20 protein-coding genes are annotated in these 15,283 nt (G+C 38.5%); 5 read left to right on the top strand and 15 right to left on the bottom strand.

Annotation, left to right across the window (positions count from 1 at the left end; translation table 11 throughout):
• Positions 1-278: hypothetical protein (locus I6F43_RS20200; RefSeq protein WP_231614114.1), on the top strand; the 278-nt coding region annotated here is incomplete at its 5' end.
• 410 nt (positions 279-688) lie between these two features.
• Positions 689-1,168: an RNA recognition motif domain-containing protein gene (locus I6F43_RS19335; protein WP_024596401.1), complete on the top strand. Its 480-nt coding sequence runs from the start codon at positions 689-691 to the stop codon at positions 1,166-1,168.
• On the opposite strand, the gene murI is transcribed toward I6F43_RS19335, so the two are convergent.
• Positions 1,131-1,931, bottom strand: a complete 801-nt coding sequence (gene murI, locus I6F43_RS19340; protein WP_121954890.1) for a glutamate racemase — start codon at positions 1,929-1,931, stop codon at positions 1,131-1,133. The genes I6F43_RS19335 and murI overlap by 38 nt on opposite strands.
• Before the next feature lie 65 nt (positions 1,932-1,996).
• Positions 1,997-3,136 carry a DUF5610 domain-containing protein gene (locus I6F43_RS19345; RefSeq protein ID WP_169061450.1) on the bottom strand — a complete coding sequence of 380 codons (1,140 nt, stop codon included), beginning with the start codon at positions 3,134-3,136 and terminating at the stop codon, positions 1,997-1,999.
• A gap of 162 nt (positions 3,137-3,298) precedes the next feature.
• Here I6F43_RS19345 and trmA point away from each other — a divergent pair, with 162 nt between their 5' ends.
• A complete protein-coding gene (gene trmA / locus I6F43_RS19350; RefSeq protein WP_007582854.1) occupies positions 3,299-4,396 on the top strand; it encodes a tRNA (uridine(54)-C5)-methyltransferase TrmA in 1,098 nt (365 codons plus the stop codon).
• Positions 4,397-4,406: 10 nt separating this feature from the next.
• On the opposite strand, the gene I6F43_RS19355 is transcribed toward trmA, so the two are convergent.
• The 5 genes from I6F43_RS19355 to ccoG form a co-directional block, all read right to left on the bottom strand.
• Positions 4,407-4,859 carry a DUF523 domain-containing protein gene (locus I6F43_RS19355; RefSeq protein ID WP_010555408.1) on the bottom strand — a complete coding sequence of 151 codons (453 nt, stop codon included), beginning with the start codon at positions 4,857-4,859 and terminating at the stop codon, positions 4,407-4,409.
• 59 nt (positions 4,860-4,918) lie between these two features.
• Positions 4,919-5,557 carry a thiol:disulfide interchange protein DsbA/DsbL gene (locus I6F43_RS19360; protein ID WP_010555409.1) on the bottom strand — a complete coding sequence of 213 codons (639 nt, stop codon included), beginning with the start codon at positions 5,555-5,557 and terminating at the stop codon, positions 4,919-4,921.
• A 16-nt stretch (positions 5,558-5,573) separates the two neighbouring features.
• Positions 5,574-6,197, bottom strand: coding sequence for a thiol:disulfide interchange protein DsbA/DsbL (locus I6F43_RS19365; protein WP_007586563.1), 624 nt, complete (start codon positions 6,195-6,197; stop codon positions 5,574-5,576).
• A gap of 34 nt (positions 6,198-6,231) precedes the next feature.
• Entirely contained in the window at positions 6,232-7,206 is a 975-nt protein-coding gene (locus tag I6F43_RS19370; protein ID WP_010555410.1) for a serine/threonine protein kinase, read from the bottom strand.
• A gap of 86 nt (positions 7,207-7,292) precedes the next feature.
• Positions 7,293-8,723 carry a cytochrome c oxidase accessory protein CcoG gene (gene ccoG / locus I6F43_RS19375; RefSeq protein ID WP_197103651.1) on the bottom strand — a complete coding sequence of 477 codons (1,431 nt, stop codon included), beginning with the start codon at positions 8,721-8,723 and terminating at the stop codon, positions 7,293-7,295.
• Positions 8,724-9,011: 288 nt separating this feature from the next.
• On the opposite strand from ccoG, the gene I6F43_RS19380 reads away from it, so the two are divergent.
• Together I6F43_RS19380 and I6F43_RS19385 are read left to right on the top strand one after the other, a co-directional pair.
• Entirely contained in the window at positions 9,012-9,371 is a 360-nt protein-coding gene (locus I6F43_RS19380) for a hypothetical protein (protein WP_007586569.1), read from the top strand.
• Positions 9,371-9,577: a hypothetical protein gene (locus I6F43_RS19385; RefSeq protein WP_007586570.1), complete on the top strand. Its 207-nt coding sequence runs from the start codon at positions 9,371-9,373 to the stop codon at positions 9,575-9,577. Before I6F43_RS19380 ends, I6F43_RS19385 begins: the two co-directional genes overlap by 1 nt.
• A 27-nt stretch (positions 9,578-9,604) precedes the next feature.
• Here the strand turns inward: I6F43_RS19385 and I6F43_RS19390 are convergent, their stop codons facing one another.
• The 8 genes from I6F43_RS19390 to I6F43_RS19425 are packed head-to-tail and all read right to left on the bottom strand — an operon-like array spanning position 9,605 to position 15,234.
• Positions 9,605-10,192 carry a UPF0149 family protein gene (locus I6F43_RS19390; RefSeq protein ID WP_007586574.1) on the bottom strand — a complete coding sequence of 196 codons (588 nt, stop codon included), beginning with the start codon at positions 10,190-10,192 and terminating at the stop codon, positions 9,605-9,607.
• Between the two features lie 22 nt (positions 10,193-10,214).
• On the bottom strand, positions 10,215-10,973 hold the full coding sequence (locus tag I6F43_RS19395; RefSeq protein WP_007586576.1) for a type II secretion system protein N: 759 nt from the start codon (positions 10,971-10,973) through the stop codon (positions 10,215-10,217).
• A gap of 3 nt (positions 10,974-10,976) precedes the next feature.
• A complete protein-coding gene (gspM, locus tag I6F43_RS19400) occupies positions 10,977-11,450 on the bottom strand; it encodes a type II secretion system protein GspM (RefSeq protein WP_010555411.1) in 474 nt (157 codons plus the stop codon).
• On the bottom strand, positions 11,447-12,655 hold the full coding sequence (gspL, locus tag I6F43_RS19405; RefSeq protein WP_024591438.1) for a type II secretion system protein GspL: 1,209 nt from the start codon (positions 12,653-12,655) through the stop codon (positions 11,447-11,449). The genes gspM and gspL overlap by 4 nt, the downstream gene beginning before the upstream one ends.
• Positions 12,652-13,641, bottom strand: coding sequence for a type II secretion system minor pseudopilin GspK (gspK, locus tag I6F43_RS19410; RefSeq protein WP_007586581.1), 990 nt, complete (start codon positions 13,639-13,641; stop codon positions 12,652-12,654). The genes gspL and gspK overlap by 4 nt, the downstream gene beginning before the upstream one ends.
• A complete protein-coding gene (gene gspJ / locus I6F43_RS19415) occupies positions 13,634-14,272 on the bottom strand; it encodes a type II secretion system minor pseudopilin GspJ (protein ID WP_010555413.1) in 639 nt (212 codons plus the stop codon). Before gspJ ends, gspK begins: the two co-directional genes overlap by 8 nt.
• Entirely contained in the window at positions 14,273-14,647 is a 375-nt protein-coding gene (gene gspI / locus I6F43_RS19420; RefSeq protein ID WP_002962039.1) for a type II secretion system minor pseudopilin GspI, read from the bottom strand.
• The gene (locus I6F43_RS19425) at positions 14,647-15,234 is read right to left on the bottom strand and encodes a pilus assembly FimT family protein (protein ID WP_010555414.1); all 588 of its coding nucleotides are present in this window, start codon (positions 15,232-15,234) and stop codon (positions 14,647-14,649) included. The genes gspI and I6F43_RS19425 overlap by 1 nt, the downstream gene beginning before the upstream one ends.
• Positions 15,235-15,283 lie beyond the last annotated feature (49 nt).

The raw sequence follows: 15,283 nt of genomic DNA on the forward strand, positions 1-15,283 counted from the left end.
CGCCAGCGTTCAATCTGAGCCATGATCAAACTCTTCAATTAAAAAGTTTTATGTCTTTCGACAGCTCAATGAATTCTGAATTTATTTTAATATCTTTCGATATTGAATTGACTGTGCCGAAGCAACTTATAAATAAGTTACTTCTGTTGGTCACTCAGTTTTCAATTGAGACTCTAATTTGTTTGCCTCGTTACTTGCTCAATAAAGAACGAAGTAGCTTGGCTGTTAGAACTCAATCTGTACGAGTGCCCACACAGCTGATTGCTTTATATTGTTAAAGAACGTTTTGAGTCGCTTTAGCGTCTCAAGGGATGCGAATAATACACCCTTTATTTTTTGAGTCAACACTTAGTTTTAAACTTTCTTTTGGAAGATTTAAAACCGAAGTTTTATTTAACTCTCTGAGTTGTTCGTGCCTCGCTATGCGTTGGCGTTTCCCGTCTCAGTGGGGTCGCATTATAGGGAGATCCGAAAACAGATCAACCCTTTTTTTAGATCTTTTTACTGTTCGAACAAAAATAGAACAAAACTACGTAAAACTATATGAAACCCCGCCTAAGGTGATGCTTTTTTGTGCTCTTATTTATAATTTAATACAAATATCATTGCTATGTTTGATTTAGACGTTAAGATAGCAAGTTCACAATGTTAAATTAATGTTTATTTCCTGTTTATTGGTAGATCTAAAATGAAATTACCCGATCAAAAATCTTTTATCTTCTCTGTTATTCTTGCTGTAGTTGGTTTTGTTGTTGTTGAGTTTGCTTTAGGCGGCTTAGCTTTAAACCCTGCATTACTATTTGGTGCTGGTTTATTAATAGGTGCAATTGCTATTGCTGCAATATCATCTGATGTGACTGAAGAAGCTGAAGTTAAAACAAAAACGCTTTATGTTGGTAACCTTCCTTATCGTGCAAACGAAGGTGTGGTTCGTGCATTATTTGAAGAACAAGGCAAAGTATTCAATGTTCGTTTATTAAAGGATAAGAATACTGGCAAGCGTCGTGGCTTTGGTTTTGTTGAAATGGCGCAAGCTGATGCAGACAATGCAATTGCTAACTTGAACGATAGCGAGTTCCAACAACGTACTTTAAAGGTACGTGAAGCAAAACAAAAACAAGAAGATGATTCTAATGCTCTACGTACTGAGACGGATCAGTCAGTGTAACTAGCTTTACCGCTAGCTTATTGCTAAACACATCAGCCGTTGCATAATATTGCAGCGGCTTTTTTATGTCTGTTAGTTTATTCACACACAAGTTAAGTTGGTTAAGTAGGTAGTTGACTCTGTTTGCTATCGCTACACCTGAATCAAGTAATTTTACATTCCCTTCAAAATACTGACTAATAGGCTCTGCTAATATTGGAAAGTGCGTACATCCTAATACAAGTACATCTATAGTTTTATCTATATGTAGGTCATCAAGCACTTGATGCAACTTGTTTGTATCCAAAGACTCTGTAAAAAAGTATTGCTCAGCTAAAGTTACTAACTCCACACTGCTATATAGATTAACGGTTACATTACGTGCATGCTCAGTAATTAATGTTTTAGTGTATGAACTGGCGACCGTTGCCGGTGTGGCTAATAAGCCAATATGATTTGAACGTGTTAACTCTGCCGCAGGCTTTATTGCTGGCACAACACCTACTATAGGAATATCTGTCATTTGGCGAACAGCACTAAGTGCAGATGTAGAAGCGGTATTACACGCTATTACAATTAAATCAACATTAAGCGTATTAGCTTTGATGAAATGAATAAGTGAGCATAATCGGTTAATGATTGTTTTTTGGGATTGAGCACCATAAGGTAGTAATGCATTATCCATAAAATAACTGTACTGAGCATTGGGGATACTTTGCTTTATATGCTCAAGTACAGTAGTTCCACCAATACCTGAATCAAAGACCATTATATGCGCTGACAAACTACCGTTCCCACTTTACTTTAAGAACGGCAGTTTGCCATGAGGTATTTATAAAAGAAAGTAGTTTAACTTTGCGTGGTTTCTAAATCAGCAAGCTCGTCGGCTGCCGAATTTAACTGATTAAGGTTTTCGAACATAGACTTTGTGTAATCTACTAACTTATCTATTTGTTCCTGATCTTGATTTAACCATTGGAGAATGCCAGCTAGCTGATTTTGTAATCCAAGCTCACCCGCTTTTTCAAAAGCATTTTTAAGGTCATCATTAAAAGGAGCTAAACCCTCCGCTACTTGTTTTTCTGGTGCTGGTTTATATTCTTCATAGCTTTTAACTGTTGCTATTGTTTTTGTTTGGCGTAAATCCATAGAAAAAGCCACCAGCTGATCGCTGTCTAAACTCAGCTCTTGCGCTTGTTCAAATGCTTCATCTAAATCACCACCAAAAAAGGTTTTACTTAAATCTTGTAAGTCTTCCATCATTGCATTAATAGCTTCTTGCTCTTGCTCATTTAAGTCACCATTAACCGACATCGAAAATGATACCTGTCGAGATTGCGATGATGAGCTTGCAAACGACTCGCTATTACTGTTTTGCTGATAGCCACTTGCCGATTGAGATTCAAATGCATCTGCAAAGCTAATACTTACCTCGTCACCCTCTGCGGTGGTAAATTTATACTCTGCATTACTCGTCATACTGACATATTGAGCCTGGCTTATATTTACGCTGGCAGGTTGTGGGTTAAATAACGACTCTTCAAACTTATCGAGCCCATTGTAAATTCCCTCTTTGGACTTATTAATCCCCTCTTCCATGTCATCATTAAATACACCTGTACCTTTGAGTTCATCAACAGCGTCGTCAATCCCTATTTGGACTCCTTTGCGCGCGTCGCCTAACATATCTTTGAGCTTTTCGTCATCAGCGCCATTAGCTTTTGCTTTATTAACAGCACTACTCACAAAATCGAGTACGTTTTTTACTATTTCATCAAAATCAAATAGTGGTTTATCTGCTTTTTTTTCTGCGATAGGCAATCCAAGCTGCTCAGCCATTTTATCGCCAAGCACCTTTGCGGCCAACTCTCGGCCTCGTTGTTGATAGCTATCTTGAGGAGACGTAATTGTAGGTTGCTGTATATCAGCTTTATTATTGAATTTATTGATGTTGTTGTTTGGCGTAAAGCCATAATTACCTATTTTCATGATTCGTCTCCTAAGCGTGCGTAGTTTATTATCGGCTATAACAATAAAAACTAAAGTACAATGTTCAATAAAACAGCATAAATGCTAGCCAAAACTAGACAAATACGCAGCGCTCCCTACAATAGCGCCGATAAACAGATCTTAGATAAGGTAGTAGCGTTAATGGCAGTTATTAAAATAGATACCACACAGTACCAAACGCAGTTAAGTGAAAAAGAGCAGCGTATTAGTGCACAGTTCCAACGTTTTGGTGTGGAGCAACTAGAAGTATTTAGCTCAGAGCCAACTAACTACCGCCAACGTGCTGAATTTAGAGTATGGCACGACGGTGACGATCTGTTTCACATTATGTTTGATCAACAAACAAAAGAAAAAATCCGTGTTGATACATTTGATCCAGCAGCGCCTCTAGTTGGTGAAATAATGCAGGTGATGATTGAGCATCTTAAGCCTTGTGAAATATTACGTCGTAAGTTATTTCAAATCGATTACCTATCCACGCTAAGCGGTGAAATTTTAGTAAGCTTGCTTTATCACAAACCACTTGATGATGAATGGTTAAGTGAAATTAAAGCGCTTAAAGAAAAACTAAGCAGTAAATACAAAATTGACTTTATAGGCCGAGCTCGCAAACAAAAAGAAGTGCTGGGTGATGACTTTGTAACTGAGCGTTTAACAGTTAATGGTCAAGAGCTTATTTATCAACAAGTAGAAAATAGCTTTACTCAGCCTAATGCAAAAGTAAATATTAATATGCTGGAGTGGGCGCAAGATTTATGTAAACCACTTAAAAATGATTTATTAGAACTGTATTGCGGTAACGGTAACTTTTCAATTGCGTTAGCGGGCTGTTTTAATAAAGTATTAGCAACAGAAATATCAAAATCATCTGTTCATTCTGCTCAATACAATATTGCTAAAAATAACGTAGAGAACTTAGATATTATTCGTATGTCGAGTGAAGAGTTTACTCAAGCAATGAATGGCGAGCGTACTTTCTCTCGTTTAGACGGTATTGACCTTAAAAGCTATGACTGCCAAACCATATTAGTTGATCCTCCGCGCGCGGGCATGGATGAATTAACGTGTGACTTAGTGGCTAACTACGAAAGCATAATTTATATATCGTGTAATCCTGAAACCCTTGAGCGTGACCTTGATCACCTAACACGTACGCACAACGTTAAGCGCTTTGCTATATTTGATCAGTTCCCATATACACATCACATTGAGTCGGGTGTTTTCTTGCAGCGCAAATAACCAGCCAAAATTAAAGTGCCAGTACTTTTATAAGTGCTGGTATTTGCTCTTCGCTAAATACTTGAATACCATTTTTTATTAATAATGCTGTAGTTAAACCTAGCCCTTCGATTTTTACTCCGCGATGCTTTCCATCATATATTGTATTTCGTCCGCAAGAAGGGCTCGATTCTTTAAGTAGAGCAAAACGAACTTGATTCTTTTTACAGAGTTCTAGCGCTATATTAGCTCCAGTTTGAAACTGTTCTGTTACATCTTCTCCTAAATTAGTAACTACACTCCCCTGTATTATTTCAGCAGGAGCTCTAGGAGTAGGAAGCCCACCAGCGACCTCAGGACAAAACACAATTAATCTATTTTGTTTTTGCCACAAATTAAGCTGTGGATGCAAAATTGCGTGTCCTCTACCATCGTAGCGAACAGGCTGCCCTAGCAAACAACTCGATACTAATATTTTTTCCATCGCTATATCCTTATAAAGCAAAAAAGCTCCTTAAGGAGCTTTTTTAGTTTTAGCTAAACTTACTTGTTAGCTAAGTAATTAATCAGTTTGCTAATATCTTCTGGTTCAGTAATACCCGACTCACGACCTAGGTTTAATTTATACTTACCATTTACAATAAATGTAGGTACGCCACGTAGTGCGCCTTTTTCTTTAAAGTAGTCTTGATCGCGTTTCATTTTAGAGCTCAGCGTACGTACCGAGAAGCTTTTAAACAGCTTATCAAACTTATCGCCATCAACGCCCTGCGCTACAAATATATCTTTTACATCTGCAAGCTCATTAAAACTAGCGCGCTTTGTATGAATATGATTAAAGATTGCAGAGACAATTTTATCTTTTTGCGGAAGCACTTCTGCAGTAGCGAGTGCTTGGCTCATCATCTGTTGGTTTTCTGGGTCGCGTACACCTACAAAATCAACATGGCTCTTTTTAAATTTAACGTTTTTATCAAGCTTAGGCTTAAACTCACCAATTAGTGCTTCCATGTTATTACATGCAGGGCAGTAAAATGAGAAAAACTCTTTAATTTCTGGCTTTTTAGTTGCGCGCTCAGAAACAACGTCGTAATGCACGCCTTCTTCATACGTTGCTGCAAAGCTTGTTGCCGCCATAGGAAGTAGTACTGCAAGCAAACCTGCTTTAACTAATTTAATCATTATTATGCTCCGAAATTTATAGTGCTAATAAAAACGCTACTAACTCATCAAGTTCTTTTTGATTTTTGATGGTGTTGAGGTTTATTTTATATTTATCGTTAACAATAAAAGTAGGTACACCTGTAAGTGCGCCTAATTTTGAATATTTATTTTGTTTGTTTTGCATTGCTTGCTCAGCCGAAATAACTGGCATGCTTGCAATTTCTTGATCAAACGTTGCGCTATCAATACCGTTTACTTCAAGTAATTTTTTAACGTCTTTCATTTCAGTTAAAGGAGCACGCTGAACATGAATACTTTTAAAAATTTGATCGCTAATACTCTGCGCCTGACCATGCTGCTTAGCAATTAAGTAGGCAAAGCTTAAATTACTTTGTGCTTGTGGCGACACGCCACCTAAAAAGTTCACGTGGTTTTTAATAAACTCCGCGCCTTCTGGCAAGCCTTGTTCAATTGCTTTTGCTACTGGTTCAAACTTAAAACAATGTGGACAGTAAAATGAGAAAAACTCGGTTACTTGTGGTGATGTACTTTTGTCTACATCAATAACAGTGTATTGATTATCAACTTCAAACTGTGCAGCAAGTGCTGCAAATGGTAAACATAAAAGTAATAAACTCAGTTTTAATTTTTTAAGCATTTGTATCTCGTTGTACTTGTCTTTAAATAAAATATTACGGCAATAACTTTAACGGTGCTTCTTGCAGTGCTGCAAGTTGCTCCTTCAGTGCTAAAATTTGTTGCTCCCAGTATTTGTCATCAGCAAACCATGTAAAGTTCCGCACAAAGGCAGGATCGCTCCATCGTTTAGCTACCCATCCCATATAATGGATAATACGCATCGCTCGCAGCGGTTCAATTAATTTGAGTTGAGAGTGATCAAAATCACAAAACTCTTCATACGCACTCACAAGGGTGTCTAACTGTAACAGTTGCGTCGCTCTATCGCCACTGAGCATCATCCATAAATCTTGGATTGCAGGACCTTGGCGGCTGTCATCTAAATCAACAAACATGAGCGCATCACCTGCCCACAAAATATTACCAACGTGGCAGTCACCATGTAAGCGAATACTTTGCACATCTTTATACTGTTTTTGCGCCTGCTCTATCACTAAATCTAAAATAGTATAAAAGGCAGTATTTATTCCCATAGGCACTAAGTTACTTTTTTGAAGATGAACTTTGGCTGTATGTAAATACTCCTCGCAAGTAACTGTTGGCCTATAAGTAAAAGGCTTTGTTTTAGCTACTTGGTGCATACGGCCAATTAAACGGCCCATTACATCAAGCTGATCTAAGTTATCAACTTCAAATAAACGCCCGCCGACACTTGGAAACAACACAAACAAATAACCTTCGTGTTCAAACAAGCTTTGCCCATTATATAAAATAGGGGCAACAACAGGCACTTCCGCTTCTGCCAGTTCAAATGCAAAGTCATGCTCTTCTTGAATTTGCTCTTTACTCCAGCGCTCTGGGCGATAAAACTTCACTACGTAACGCAGGCCATCATCGGCTTTAAATTGGTACACCCTGTTTTCATAGCTATTGAGTGCCAACAAACCAGATTCGGCGTACACACCTACGCTTTCTATTGCATCGAGTATTAGGTCAGGTGTTAAGTCAATAAAACTAAATTTACTCATACTCTTCTTATATAAAATAAAAAGCGGGTTATATACCCGCTTTTGTTAATTGCTATATCAACTTACCTATTTAAGGTCGGTTGTGATTATCGCGCTTTAAAAAAGTTACTCGACTGCGATATTGTCTCATCCGGCTCATCTACCGGTGAAAGCACAAAGTTAAACTCAGTCATCGACACCTTCAAATCATAAGGGTCCATTACAAGCGACAATGGCACATTATGAGATTGCCCTGCCTGCACAGTAAATGACTGCTTACCAATATACTTAAAGTTATCTAACCCTTGCACTTTAATATTAAAGGTTTGCTCGTACTGCGCTTTATTAATTACCTTTAATGTATAGGTGTTCTCCACTAAACCATCAAAATCGACACGATATAATTGGTTTCGATCACGAATGATATCAAAGTCCATTGTTTTACGCAGCGCTATATTAGCTACAAGTGCTCCCGTAAGCACAACAAGTATGACCGTGTAACCAATGATTTTAGCTCGTAGCGGATTCGTTTTATTTTCTGGGGTTTCGAGGTTTCGCTCTGTCGTATATGAAATAAGTCCACGCGGGTATTCCATTTTATCCATTACGCCATCACACGCATCAATACATGCACCACAGTTAATACACTCAGCTTGCAGCCCATTTCTAATATCAATACCTGTTGGGCACACTTGAACACACAGGTTACAGTCGATACAGTCGCCTAGCTCTAAATCTTCATGATCTACTTTACGTGAACGAGGACCACGGCTTTCACCACGGCTTTCGTCGTACGTTACGGTGTATGTATCTTTATCAAACATAGCTGATTGAAAACGAGAGTAAGGGCAAATGTGTAAACACATAATTTCTCGCATCCAACCGGCATTAGCATAGGTACACGCAGCAAAGAAAATAATACTGACTAGTGCATAACCACCCACGTTAAACGTTACAAAATCAGGAAGTAACTCTCTGATTGGCGTAAAGTAACCCACAAAAGAAATAGCGGTATATAACGAAAACAATACCCAACTAGTATGCTTTGCCGTTTTACGCCAAAACTTATCAAAATTCATGGGTCTTTGATCGAGTTTTTTACGCTGATTAGCCGTGCCTTCAAGCTTTTCTTCAAACCAAATAAAAATAAAGGTCCAAACAGTTTGCGGACATGTGTAGCCACACCACACCCGTCCATAGAAGGTGGTCACTAAAAACAGCGCAAATGCTGCCAGCATAAAAATAAACGCTAATATGGTAAAATCTTGAGGCCATAGCGTTAAACCAAAAATATTGTATTTTTGACCAATTAGATCAAACAGCACTGCTTGCTGGCCGTTAAAATTAATCCAAGGAAGTAACATAAACGCAAGTAGGCCTAAAAAGCCAATGCGCTGCCTAAGTAATTGATGTAGGCCTTTTACGGCACGCACATAAATACGATTTCGGGGATTGAACCTATCATCTTGACGGCTTAAATCCGGTTTTTGGATTTTCACCTCTACAGGGATATTCTTTACTTTAATTTGCTTGTCCATCGAAGTTCCTCAACGCCGCTTGGAAATAAAAATCCAGCAATACTCAAGTACTCTATACTTAAAGCTAGCAAGTTACTTGCTAGGCAGATTTACTTTAATAAATTGCCTTCTCGAATACTTTCAGATATTTCAGAAATATCTGACTGCTGTTAACCATTATAACAATGTTGGTTAAAATTACTGGCATAGATCGCTAATAATTTATTCATCCCAGTTACTTGCTTTTAAAATGCAGTTTATTACACTGCATGGTAATTCAACCCTACTTAGATCAAGGTTTACGTATCCATGAAAAAATTTATTATTTTGGTAGTTGTGATCCTTGCCTTTTTTACAATCGATCATCCGCTTATAAAAGAACCTCGCGAAAGGTTATTAGGTGAAGGCATTGGTTTTTTAAGTGATGCAAGTAAGGTTAACAGAAGCCCTGCTGCAAATATGGCTAAAAATAGAATCAGCACTCAACTTAAATTGTCTGAATCTGAGGGTGAGTACGTAGAAAAAACGTTTACAACAGATGACTCTGTTCAGTTATTTCACCTACGTTATTGTCGTGAACGTGACTTAAACCTTTATTTTTATGGCGATCGTTTAAATACAGTATGTAAAATAGTGACTGAAGCATTAGAGCAAAAGCGAGCAAAGTAGTGGATTTTTCAGGATTAAATAAAAAAGCAAGCGACTCATTTCATAAACAACGCAATATGCTCAAGCAATTAGCACAAGGCAAAACGTTAAAGTGTGAGAAGTGTAATGGGGTTTTAACACTTAATTTAGCCACCAGTGAACCTGGTAAAGGCGTAGTAAAGTGCAAACAAGGCTGTACGGATATTATATTAGAGCTAGGCACTTAGATTAAACTAAGCGCCTGGTATTAATAATTACTCTTCCCAACTCTCGTCGGTTATCAAACCGCTATTAATTGCGACCACTTCAATTAGTTCAGCAAACCCTAATGCAAAGTCACCCATTGATTCATATTGGTACTGACACAAGGCTTCTATAGTCATGTTATTTTGTTTGGCAATCTGAGCTATTGCTAGCTGGTCGAGTGCAAAAAAGCTTAATGTACTTAACGCACTTTCTAATGCTTGTTTAAAGTCAGTGTCTAATTGCGGTGCATTTAACAAAGGCTCTGCGTAAGCTTTGGTTGCAACTAAGAAACCTTTACTCCATGACTTACAAAATTCAGCATCAAATGTGTTAGGTAATTTGTATCCAGTTTCAAATACTTGCTCACTAATTTTATGATATAGCGCCATAAACAAGAAAAGTACTTCTTCATCTAAATCATTAGCTGTATTTGGCAATATCTGCTCAAGCCACTCATGCACATCTAATGGATTGGGCGAACAAATAACGCCAAATAAATAGCCTTGGCTTTGTTGAAGGGTCATTGCTTGAGATTGGGTATTTAAAAATGTGCTGAGCTGCTTTGCGTGCAGCTCAGTAAATTGGGGTATTTGCATTAAAACTCTTTATATTCAAACATTAAAAGTTGAGCGGGTAACGACCTTGGCTATCTGGTCGGCCTAAAAATTTAACCGCATCATGTACATCTTTAGGTAAGCTAGCATCTGGTTTTACATAACCTGCCACACTAAAGTCGAAATTAGCTTTAAGTGTAGCATCTGCCTCAAGGCCAAGCGTATTATCTGGGTCAATTAATATAGCAATATCGCCCGACTTACAGCTTAACTTACCAGCCAGAGGGCCAATATTAAACCACCCGTTTAAGCCTTGCACGTCAATATTAGGGCTCGCTATTTCACCTTTTAGTGAATCACAATAAGGTGCACCTGAGCTGTATTCATCAAGTTCTAAAATTACACGCCCTTTAGCGGTTACAGGTAGGGGAAGCTGCACGCGCTGCATTGCACGCTCTACTGTTGAGCGCACTAGGCCGTCAGTCACTTTAACTTCTTGATTAAAAAGCCCATAACTTACATCAGCATAACCCGAGATATCACTACGCTCTCGTGCATTACCAAACTTCACATTCGCATTTAGCTTGCCTGTAAATAACTTCCAGCCAGCAATGTCCCAACGCACATTATTTAACTGTTCACCATCAAAACGAACTTGCATCATTTGACCTTGCCAAACAGTGCCTACAGTTTGGCCTACTTCTAATTGCTTTGGAAAGTACGGTTTTGCTATATCTAGTGCAATATGTGCTGGTAATTTAATAATACAAAACACAATAAAACTAATTAAAAAGACAGCCGATAACGTTATTATTTTTTTCATTAATTAATTCTCTAATACTAAACGGCTTACACGCACATAGCCTGATTTATCATCGCGGCTCAAATCTAAGTTTTCAATTTTTAAACCATGCTGATTTACTAGCTCATCTAGCCATTCTATTAACTGATTAAATTCTACAGAGTCGAGCGTCAAACGTAGCGAATCACTACTTGGCTGCATTTTACTAATACTTATTTGATGGCGCCCACGTGTAGAATTAACAATTTGGCTTAAGTTTGCATTGCTAGCAACACTGGTGTTACCCGCAGCCTTTAGCTTAACAATACTGTCATCAACCCAAGCTAATAGCTCTTGTTGTTTAATTTGAGATTGCTGTGCCTTTTCTATCGCATTATTTAATGGTCTAAATATTCCCATTACTAAAACAAAAATAATAAACACGCCACCAGCGACCATTACCAATTGTTGTTCTTGCTCTTTAAGCGAGCGCCATTGTTGCATTAACTGCTTTTTCATACTGCACCTCGCAGTTTAATTTCACCAACGACATAATCACCGTCGTTATTTAAAGACCCTTGCTCAACAGTTAAACCTTGTTTTTCAAGTATGATTTTTACTTTACCAAAGGTTTGGAAGTCTTTAGCACGTGCACGAATGCGCAGCTCATTGCGACGTTTGTCATAACGAAGTGTTTCAGGTGTAAATTCGCTAACTTGCGAAAATACATCAACCAAATTAGTCGTTAAGTCTAAAAAGCCCGACTCACTTGAGCCTTGCACTTTATCTAACGCGCCTTTAATTTGGCTTTTAATTAGATTGGGGCGAACTTTAGTTCCTGGGAATGCTTTTTGGTATCTGTCGACTACTTGAGCTTTAGCTACTTCTACTTGTGTATTAAGTTGGTGTAACTCAATAGCTTTTATTGTAATCGTAGAAACCAATGCAACACTTGCTATAATTGCGGCGCCTTTCCAGTAACCCCACCATAAAGCGCTTTGTTTTTTAAGCTGATACATACCTTGGCGTAAGTTAAAGTTAACGCTATCTAACTGCTTTGCAAATAATGCTAGAGGTAAGTCGTACTCACTCGTTTGCGCTTGTAAGTTAACGCTTTCTGGAAACTGACTAGCTGGGCTAAAATGCTTAATATCAGGATTACCCATGGCTGTTAAGTAGCCATTTAACCAACTAGATTCAACCGCACCTATATGCCATTGCCCCTGCTTAAATAACCATTGGTTATTGAGCTCGATAGCGGTAACTGCGCCATCATCTGCAAGCGGTAACAACAAAGCATCGGGTAATATTCTGTATACTGATAGATTATGCTCTACAAATAATGCGAGCCATTGTTCAAACCATTCACGGTCTGTCATTGCTACACGAATTGCATGTTGCTCACCAAGCATTGTCGGCTGCGCTACTGCTATAAACAGTTCATCTACGTCACATGCTATATCTTCCTCCAGCATGTATGGCAATGCTTGCTCAAGCTTGCGATTCCATTTTGTTGGCAAAGCGACCGTTTTTAATTGCACTTGATCACTTGGTAACAACACAACAACTTCTCGGGTAAGTGCTTTTTCGCTTAGCTCACTTAAATGCTCTGCATTTGGTAACTCGCCACTGGCTATTATTTCTTGTTCTTGTGGTGAGTAAATTAACCAATTAAGCAATTCTTGCTCGGTTTGACCCGTGCGGATCAACAGTATTTCTGTCACTGTACGCCTCCAAATTTTCGCGCCAGTATCGTTACGTCACCGTCTTTAGCGTGCAGTAATGTGGTCATCGAAAAACGCAGGTCGACAAAATTTGCCTGCGTTTGTAATTTAAAATATTCGCTTTTAATACTAAATAAACTTTTGACTGAGTCGGTATTAGTACCGCCTTGTTGCTTCACCTGTTCAAAAAATTCATCAATGGTGTCAAAGCCAGTTTGCGGTCTTGCACCTATCACAGCCTCTGCACCAGATAAGCTCAAGCTTTCTATTAAGGCACTGAGTATAAGTGCTTGCTCTGGGATTAATGTATTTACGTTAATAGATAAAAGCGTACTGCCTGGTATTACACATACATATGGCAGTACTTTTTCCATCACTAATGGGTTGAAGCCCTTAACCAAGCGTAATTCCGATGTTGATGCAAATAAACTATTGGCTGTCATATACGGAAAATCTCGTGATAAATACTCGTCTTCTTCTGCGCCTGAGCGATATGTAATACTGTCCTCGTCAAGCCAATCAAATACGCTATCTGCCATTGTCTCTTCTGATTCATCAGCAGGTAAATCTTCAATGTTTTCAAGTAATGCAAATAGTGCTTTATGTGCAGGGTTTGTTTTACTTGCGCTATTTTCTTCTGGCGCTATGGCTAAAGCATTTAAATTTAGACATGCTTGTAAATCAGTAATTTTGCCACTTAACGTGCCGTTATCAACAGGGTATGAAGCATCCCCTTGAGTTGCCCAAACTTGATCAAGTGTTGTTTTATCAGCATCATCTTTTTTACTTTGTATTAGCCCTTTAATAGCAAGCTCTTCTGCACCGTAGGCATACCATTTAGCTTGCTGGTGACCTTGCAAATTAGTGCTTTTTTGCACTTGAACCATTAAATTAGCACTCATTTCTACTGCTAAAATAGCCGCTAATGCCACAATAAACAAAACAATAACAAGTGCTGCGCCGCGCGATGATTGCTGCTTAACCATTATTCACATCCGTACTTTGTGTAGCAACAACTTTGCCTTGCCCAGGAACTAAAAATACACGACGAATTGGCTCTGCTTCTATTTGTTGCAAAGTAACAGCAACCGCTTTAGGGAGAGCTTTAATTTCCCACTGTTCCTGCCATTCGTTTTTATCATCCAAAAACTCAAACTTAAGCTCTTCAACATTTTCTAGTACACGTTGAACTCGCGGCTCCATATTATCAAGCTGATCAACATAAACCCGATAAACACGCTCAAGGTTATCGTCTATCACTCTATAACCAACGGCTTGTAGTTCTGAACGTGGCAATAAATTAATTGGATTTATCCAGCCATCTCGTACAAACGCGATACCATCGTATTGGCTTTCTAAAACGTAACGACCAGCAAGTAAGTATTGTTCTTGAACATCACCAGATTCGTTTCGTACTGCACGTTTAGTCATTTGGCTAAAATCTTGATCCATTAACCTAAATGTTGTTTGCAACCCATTTAACTCAGCAATTTTTTCATCGGAGGCATCTTTTGCTCTTGTTGTCGTCTCGAGTATTTGATGAGTAGCAATAATAACAAAAGCTAAAATACCCAGTGCTACCATAACTTCAAGTAATGTAAACCCACGCTGCTTCACTTACTTTTTGCCTTTATTGAGATACGTTGATAACTCATATGCCGAATGCTCATATTTTTCATCCGTAAAAACATTTATGGTTAACTTAACAAAGCTTTTGTCAGCAGTGGCTGTTACTTCTTGCTGCCAAAACCATTCAACACCGCCCATTACTTCGCTGCCTTTAAGGTTATTTTTACCTTGCCATTGTTCGCCTTTAGTACGCTGTTCAATAATAACGTTTTCGGCGACCCAAGATGCATAGGTTTGCTCTTCAATAGTCGTTAAGTGGTGTATGTGCTCGCTTGTTGCTTGCATTGCAGCTATACCCGCCATGGCACAAATACTTAATGCCACTAATACCTCTAATAAGGTAAACCCTTTAGTGCGCTTCATTATTCTGGCTCTCGGCGAAAGTTTACTGGTGCAGCAAATTCACCTTCAATGTAATACACAGGTTCGCTTTGCTCTTTTAACTCTAATATAAGTTGAAACGCGCTTACCTCACCTGATGACAAAATAAGTACTTGTGGGATTTTCAACTTTTTAAGCTCAAGTAAGCTGTCTTCATCGCCGCCACTCATAAGCTCGCGCCAGTTAGATTGCTCTAAGAGGTTATCTTGCGCCCACGCTAAATCTTCTAAGTTAAGCGTGAGCTTTAATCTTTCATCTAACTCTATTGGTTTAAAAAGATCTTCACGGTCAAAGGTAATCCACTTTTCACCATCGAAAACTAAATACTCTAACGTATTTTCTTCTACTAATAAGCCCAATTCAACTTGGTTTAAAATGGCAAATTCCGATGCCATGTTAATGGTGGTATGCAGCCTTAATGCTTGAGTATCTAACTCTTCCTCAGCACCGCCTTCTAAGCTATATACCACCATTTTTGTAGCAAAAGCGATGATCACTAATACCACTAAAATTTCTATTAAACTAAAGCCTCTGCTTTTTGCATGGCGCTGCTTAAGGCTTGCTTTCATAGCAAGCCTCTAGAATTAACATGTTCATACAAAGCAGTGTACTTAAGCA

Origin of the sequence: Pseudoalteromonas sp. NZS71_1, from assembly GCF_015864305.1 — a bacterium.
GTDB classification, from domain to species: Bacteria; Pseudomonadota; Gammaproteobacteria; order Enterobacterales; family Alteromonadaceae; genus Pseudoalteromonas; species Pseudoalteromonas arctica.

What these genes read in the sequence shown, in the direction of transcription:
- I6F43_RS19335 (WP_024596401.1), top strand. Translation starts at nt 689, where the DNA reads ATGAAATTACCCGATCAAAAATCTTTTATCTTCTCTGTTATTCTTGCT.
- I6F43_RS19345 (WP_169061450.1), bottom strand. Translation starts at nt 3,136, where the DNA reads ATGAAAATAGGTAATTATGGCTTTACGCCAAACAACAACATCAATAAA.
- trmA (WP_007582854.1), top strand. Translation starts at nt 3,299, where the DNA reads ATGGCAGTTATTAAAATAGATACCACACAGTACCAAACGCAGTTAAGT.
- I6F43_RS19355 (WP_010555408.1), bottom strand. Translation starts at nt 4,859, where the DNA reads ATGGAAAAAATATTAGTATCGAGTTGTTTGCTAGGGCAGCCTGTTCGC.
- I6F43_RS19360 (WP_010555409.1), bottom strand. Translation starts at nt 5,557, where the DNA reads ATGATTAAATTAGTTAAAGCAGGTTTGCTTGCAGTACTACTTCCTATG.
- I6F43_RS19365 (WP_007586563.1), bottom strand. Translation starts at nt 6,197, where the DNA reads ATGCTTAAAAAATTAAAACTGAGTTTATTACTTTTATGTTTACCATTT.
- I6F43_RS19370 (WP_010555410.1), bottom strand. Translation starts at nt 7,206, where the DNA reads ATGAGTAAATTTAGTTTTATTGACTTAACACCTGACCTAATACTCGAT.
- ccoG (WP_197103651.1), bottom strand. Translation starts at nt 8,723, where the DNA reads ATGGACAAGCAAATTAAAGTAAAGAATATCCCTGTAGAGGTGAAAATC.
- I6F43_RS19380 (WP_007586569.1), top strand. Translation starts at nt 9,012, where the DNA reads ATGAAAAAATTTATTATTTTGGTAGTTGTGATCCTTGCCTTTTTTACA.
- I6F43_RS19390 (WP_007586574.1), bottom strand. Translation starts at nt 10,192, where the DNA reads ATGCAAATACCCCAATTTACTGAGCTGCACGCAAAGCAGCTCAGCACA.
- I6F43_RS19395 (WP_007586576.1), bottom strand. Translation starts at nt 10,973, where the DNA reads ATGAAAAAAATAATAACGTTATCGGCTGTCTTTTTAATTAGTTTTATT.
- gspM (WP_010555411.1), bottom strand. Translation starts at nt 11,450, where the DNA reads ATGAAAAAGCAGTTAATGCAACAATGGCGCTCGCTTAAAGAGCAAGAA.
- gspK (WP_007586581.1), bottom strand. Translation starts at nt 13,641, where the DNA reads ATGGTTAAGCAGCAATCATCGCGCGGCGCAGCACTTGTTATTGTTTTG.
- gspI (WP_002962039.1), bottom strand. Translation starts at nt 14,647, where the DNA reads ATGAAGCGCACTAAAGGGTTTACCTTATTAGAGGTATTAGTGGCATTA.
- I6F43_RS19425 (WP_010555414.1), bottom strand. Translation starts at nt 15,234, where the DNA reads ATGAAAGCAAGCCTTAAGCAGCGCCATGCAAAAAGCAGAGGCTTTAGT.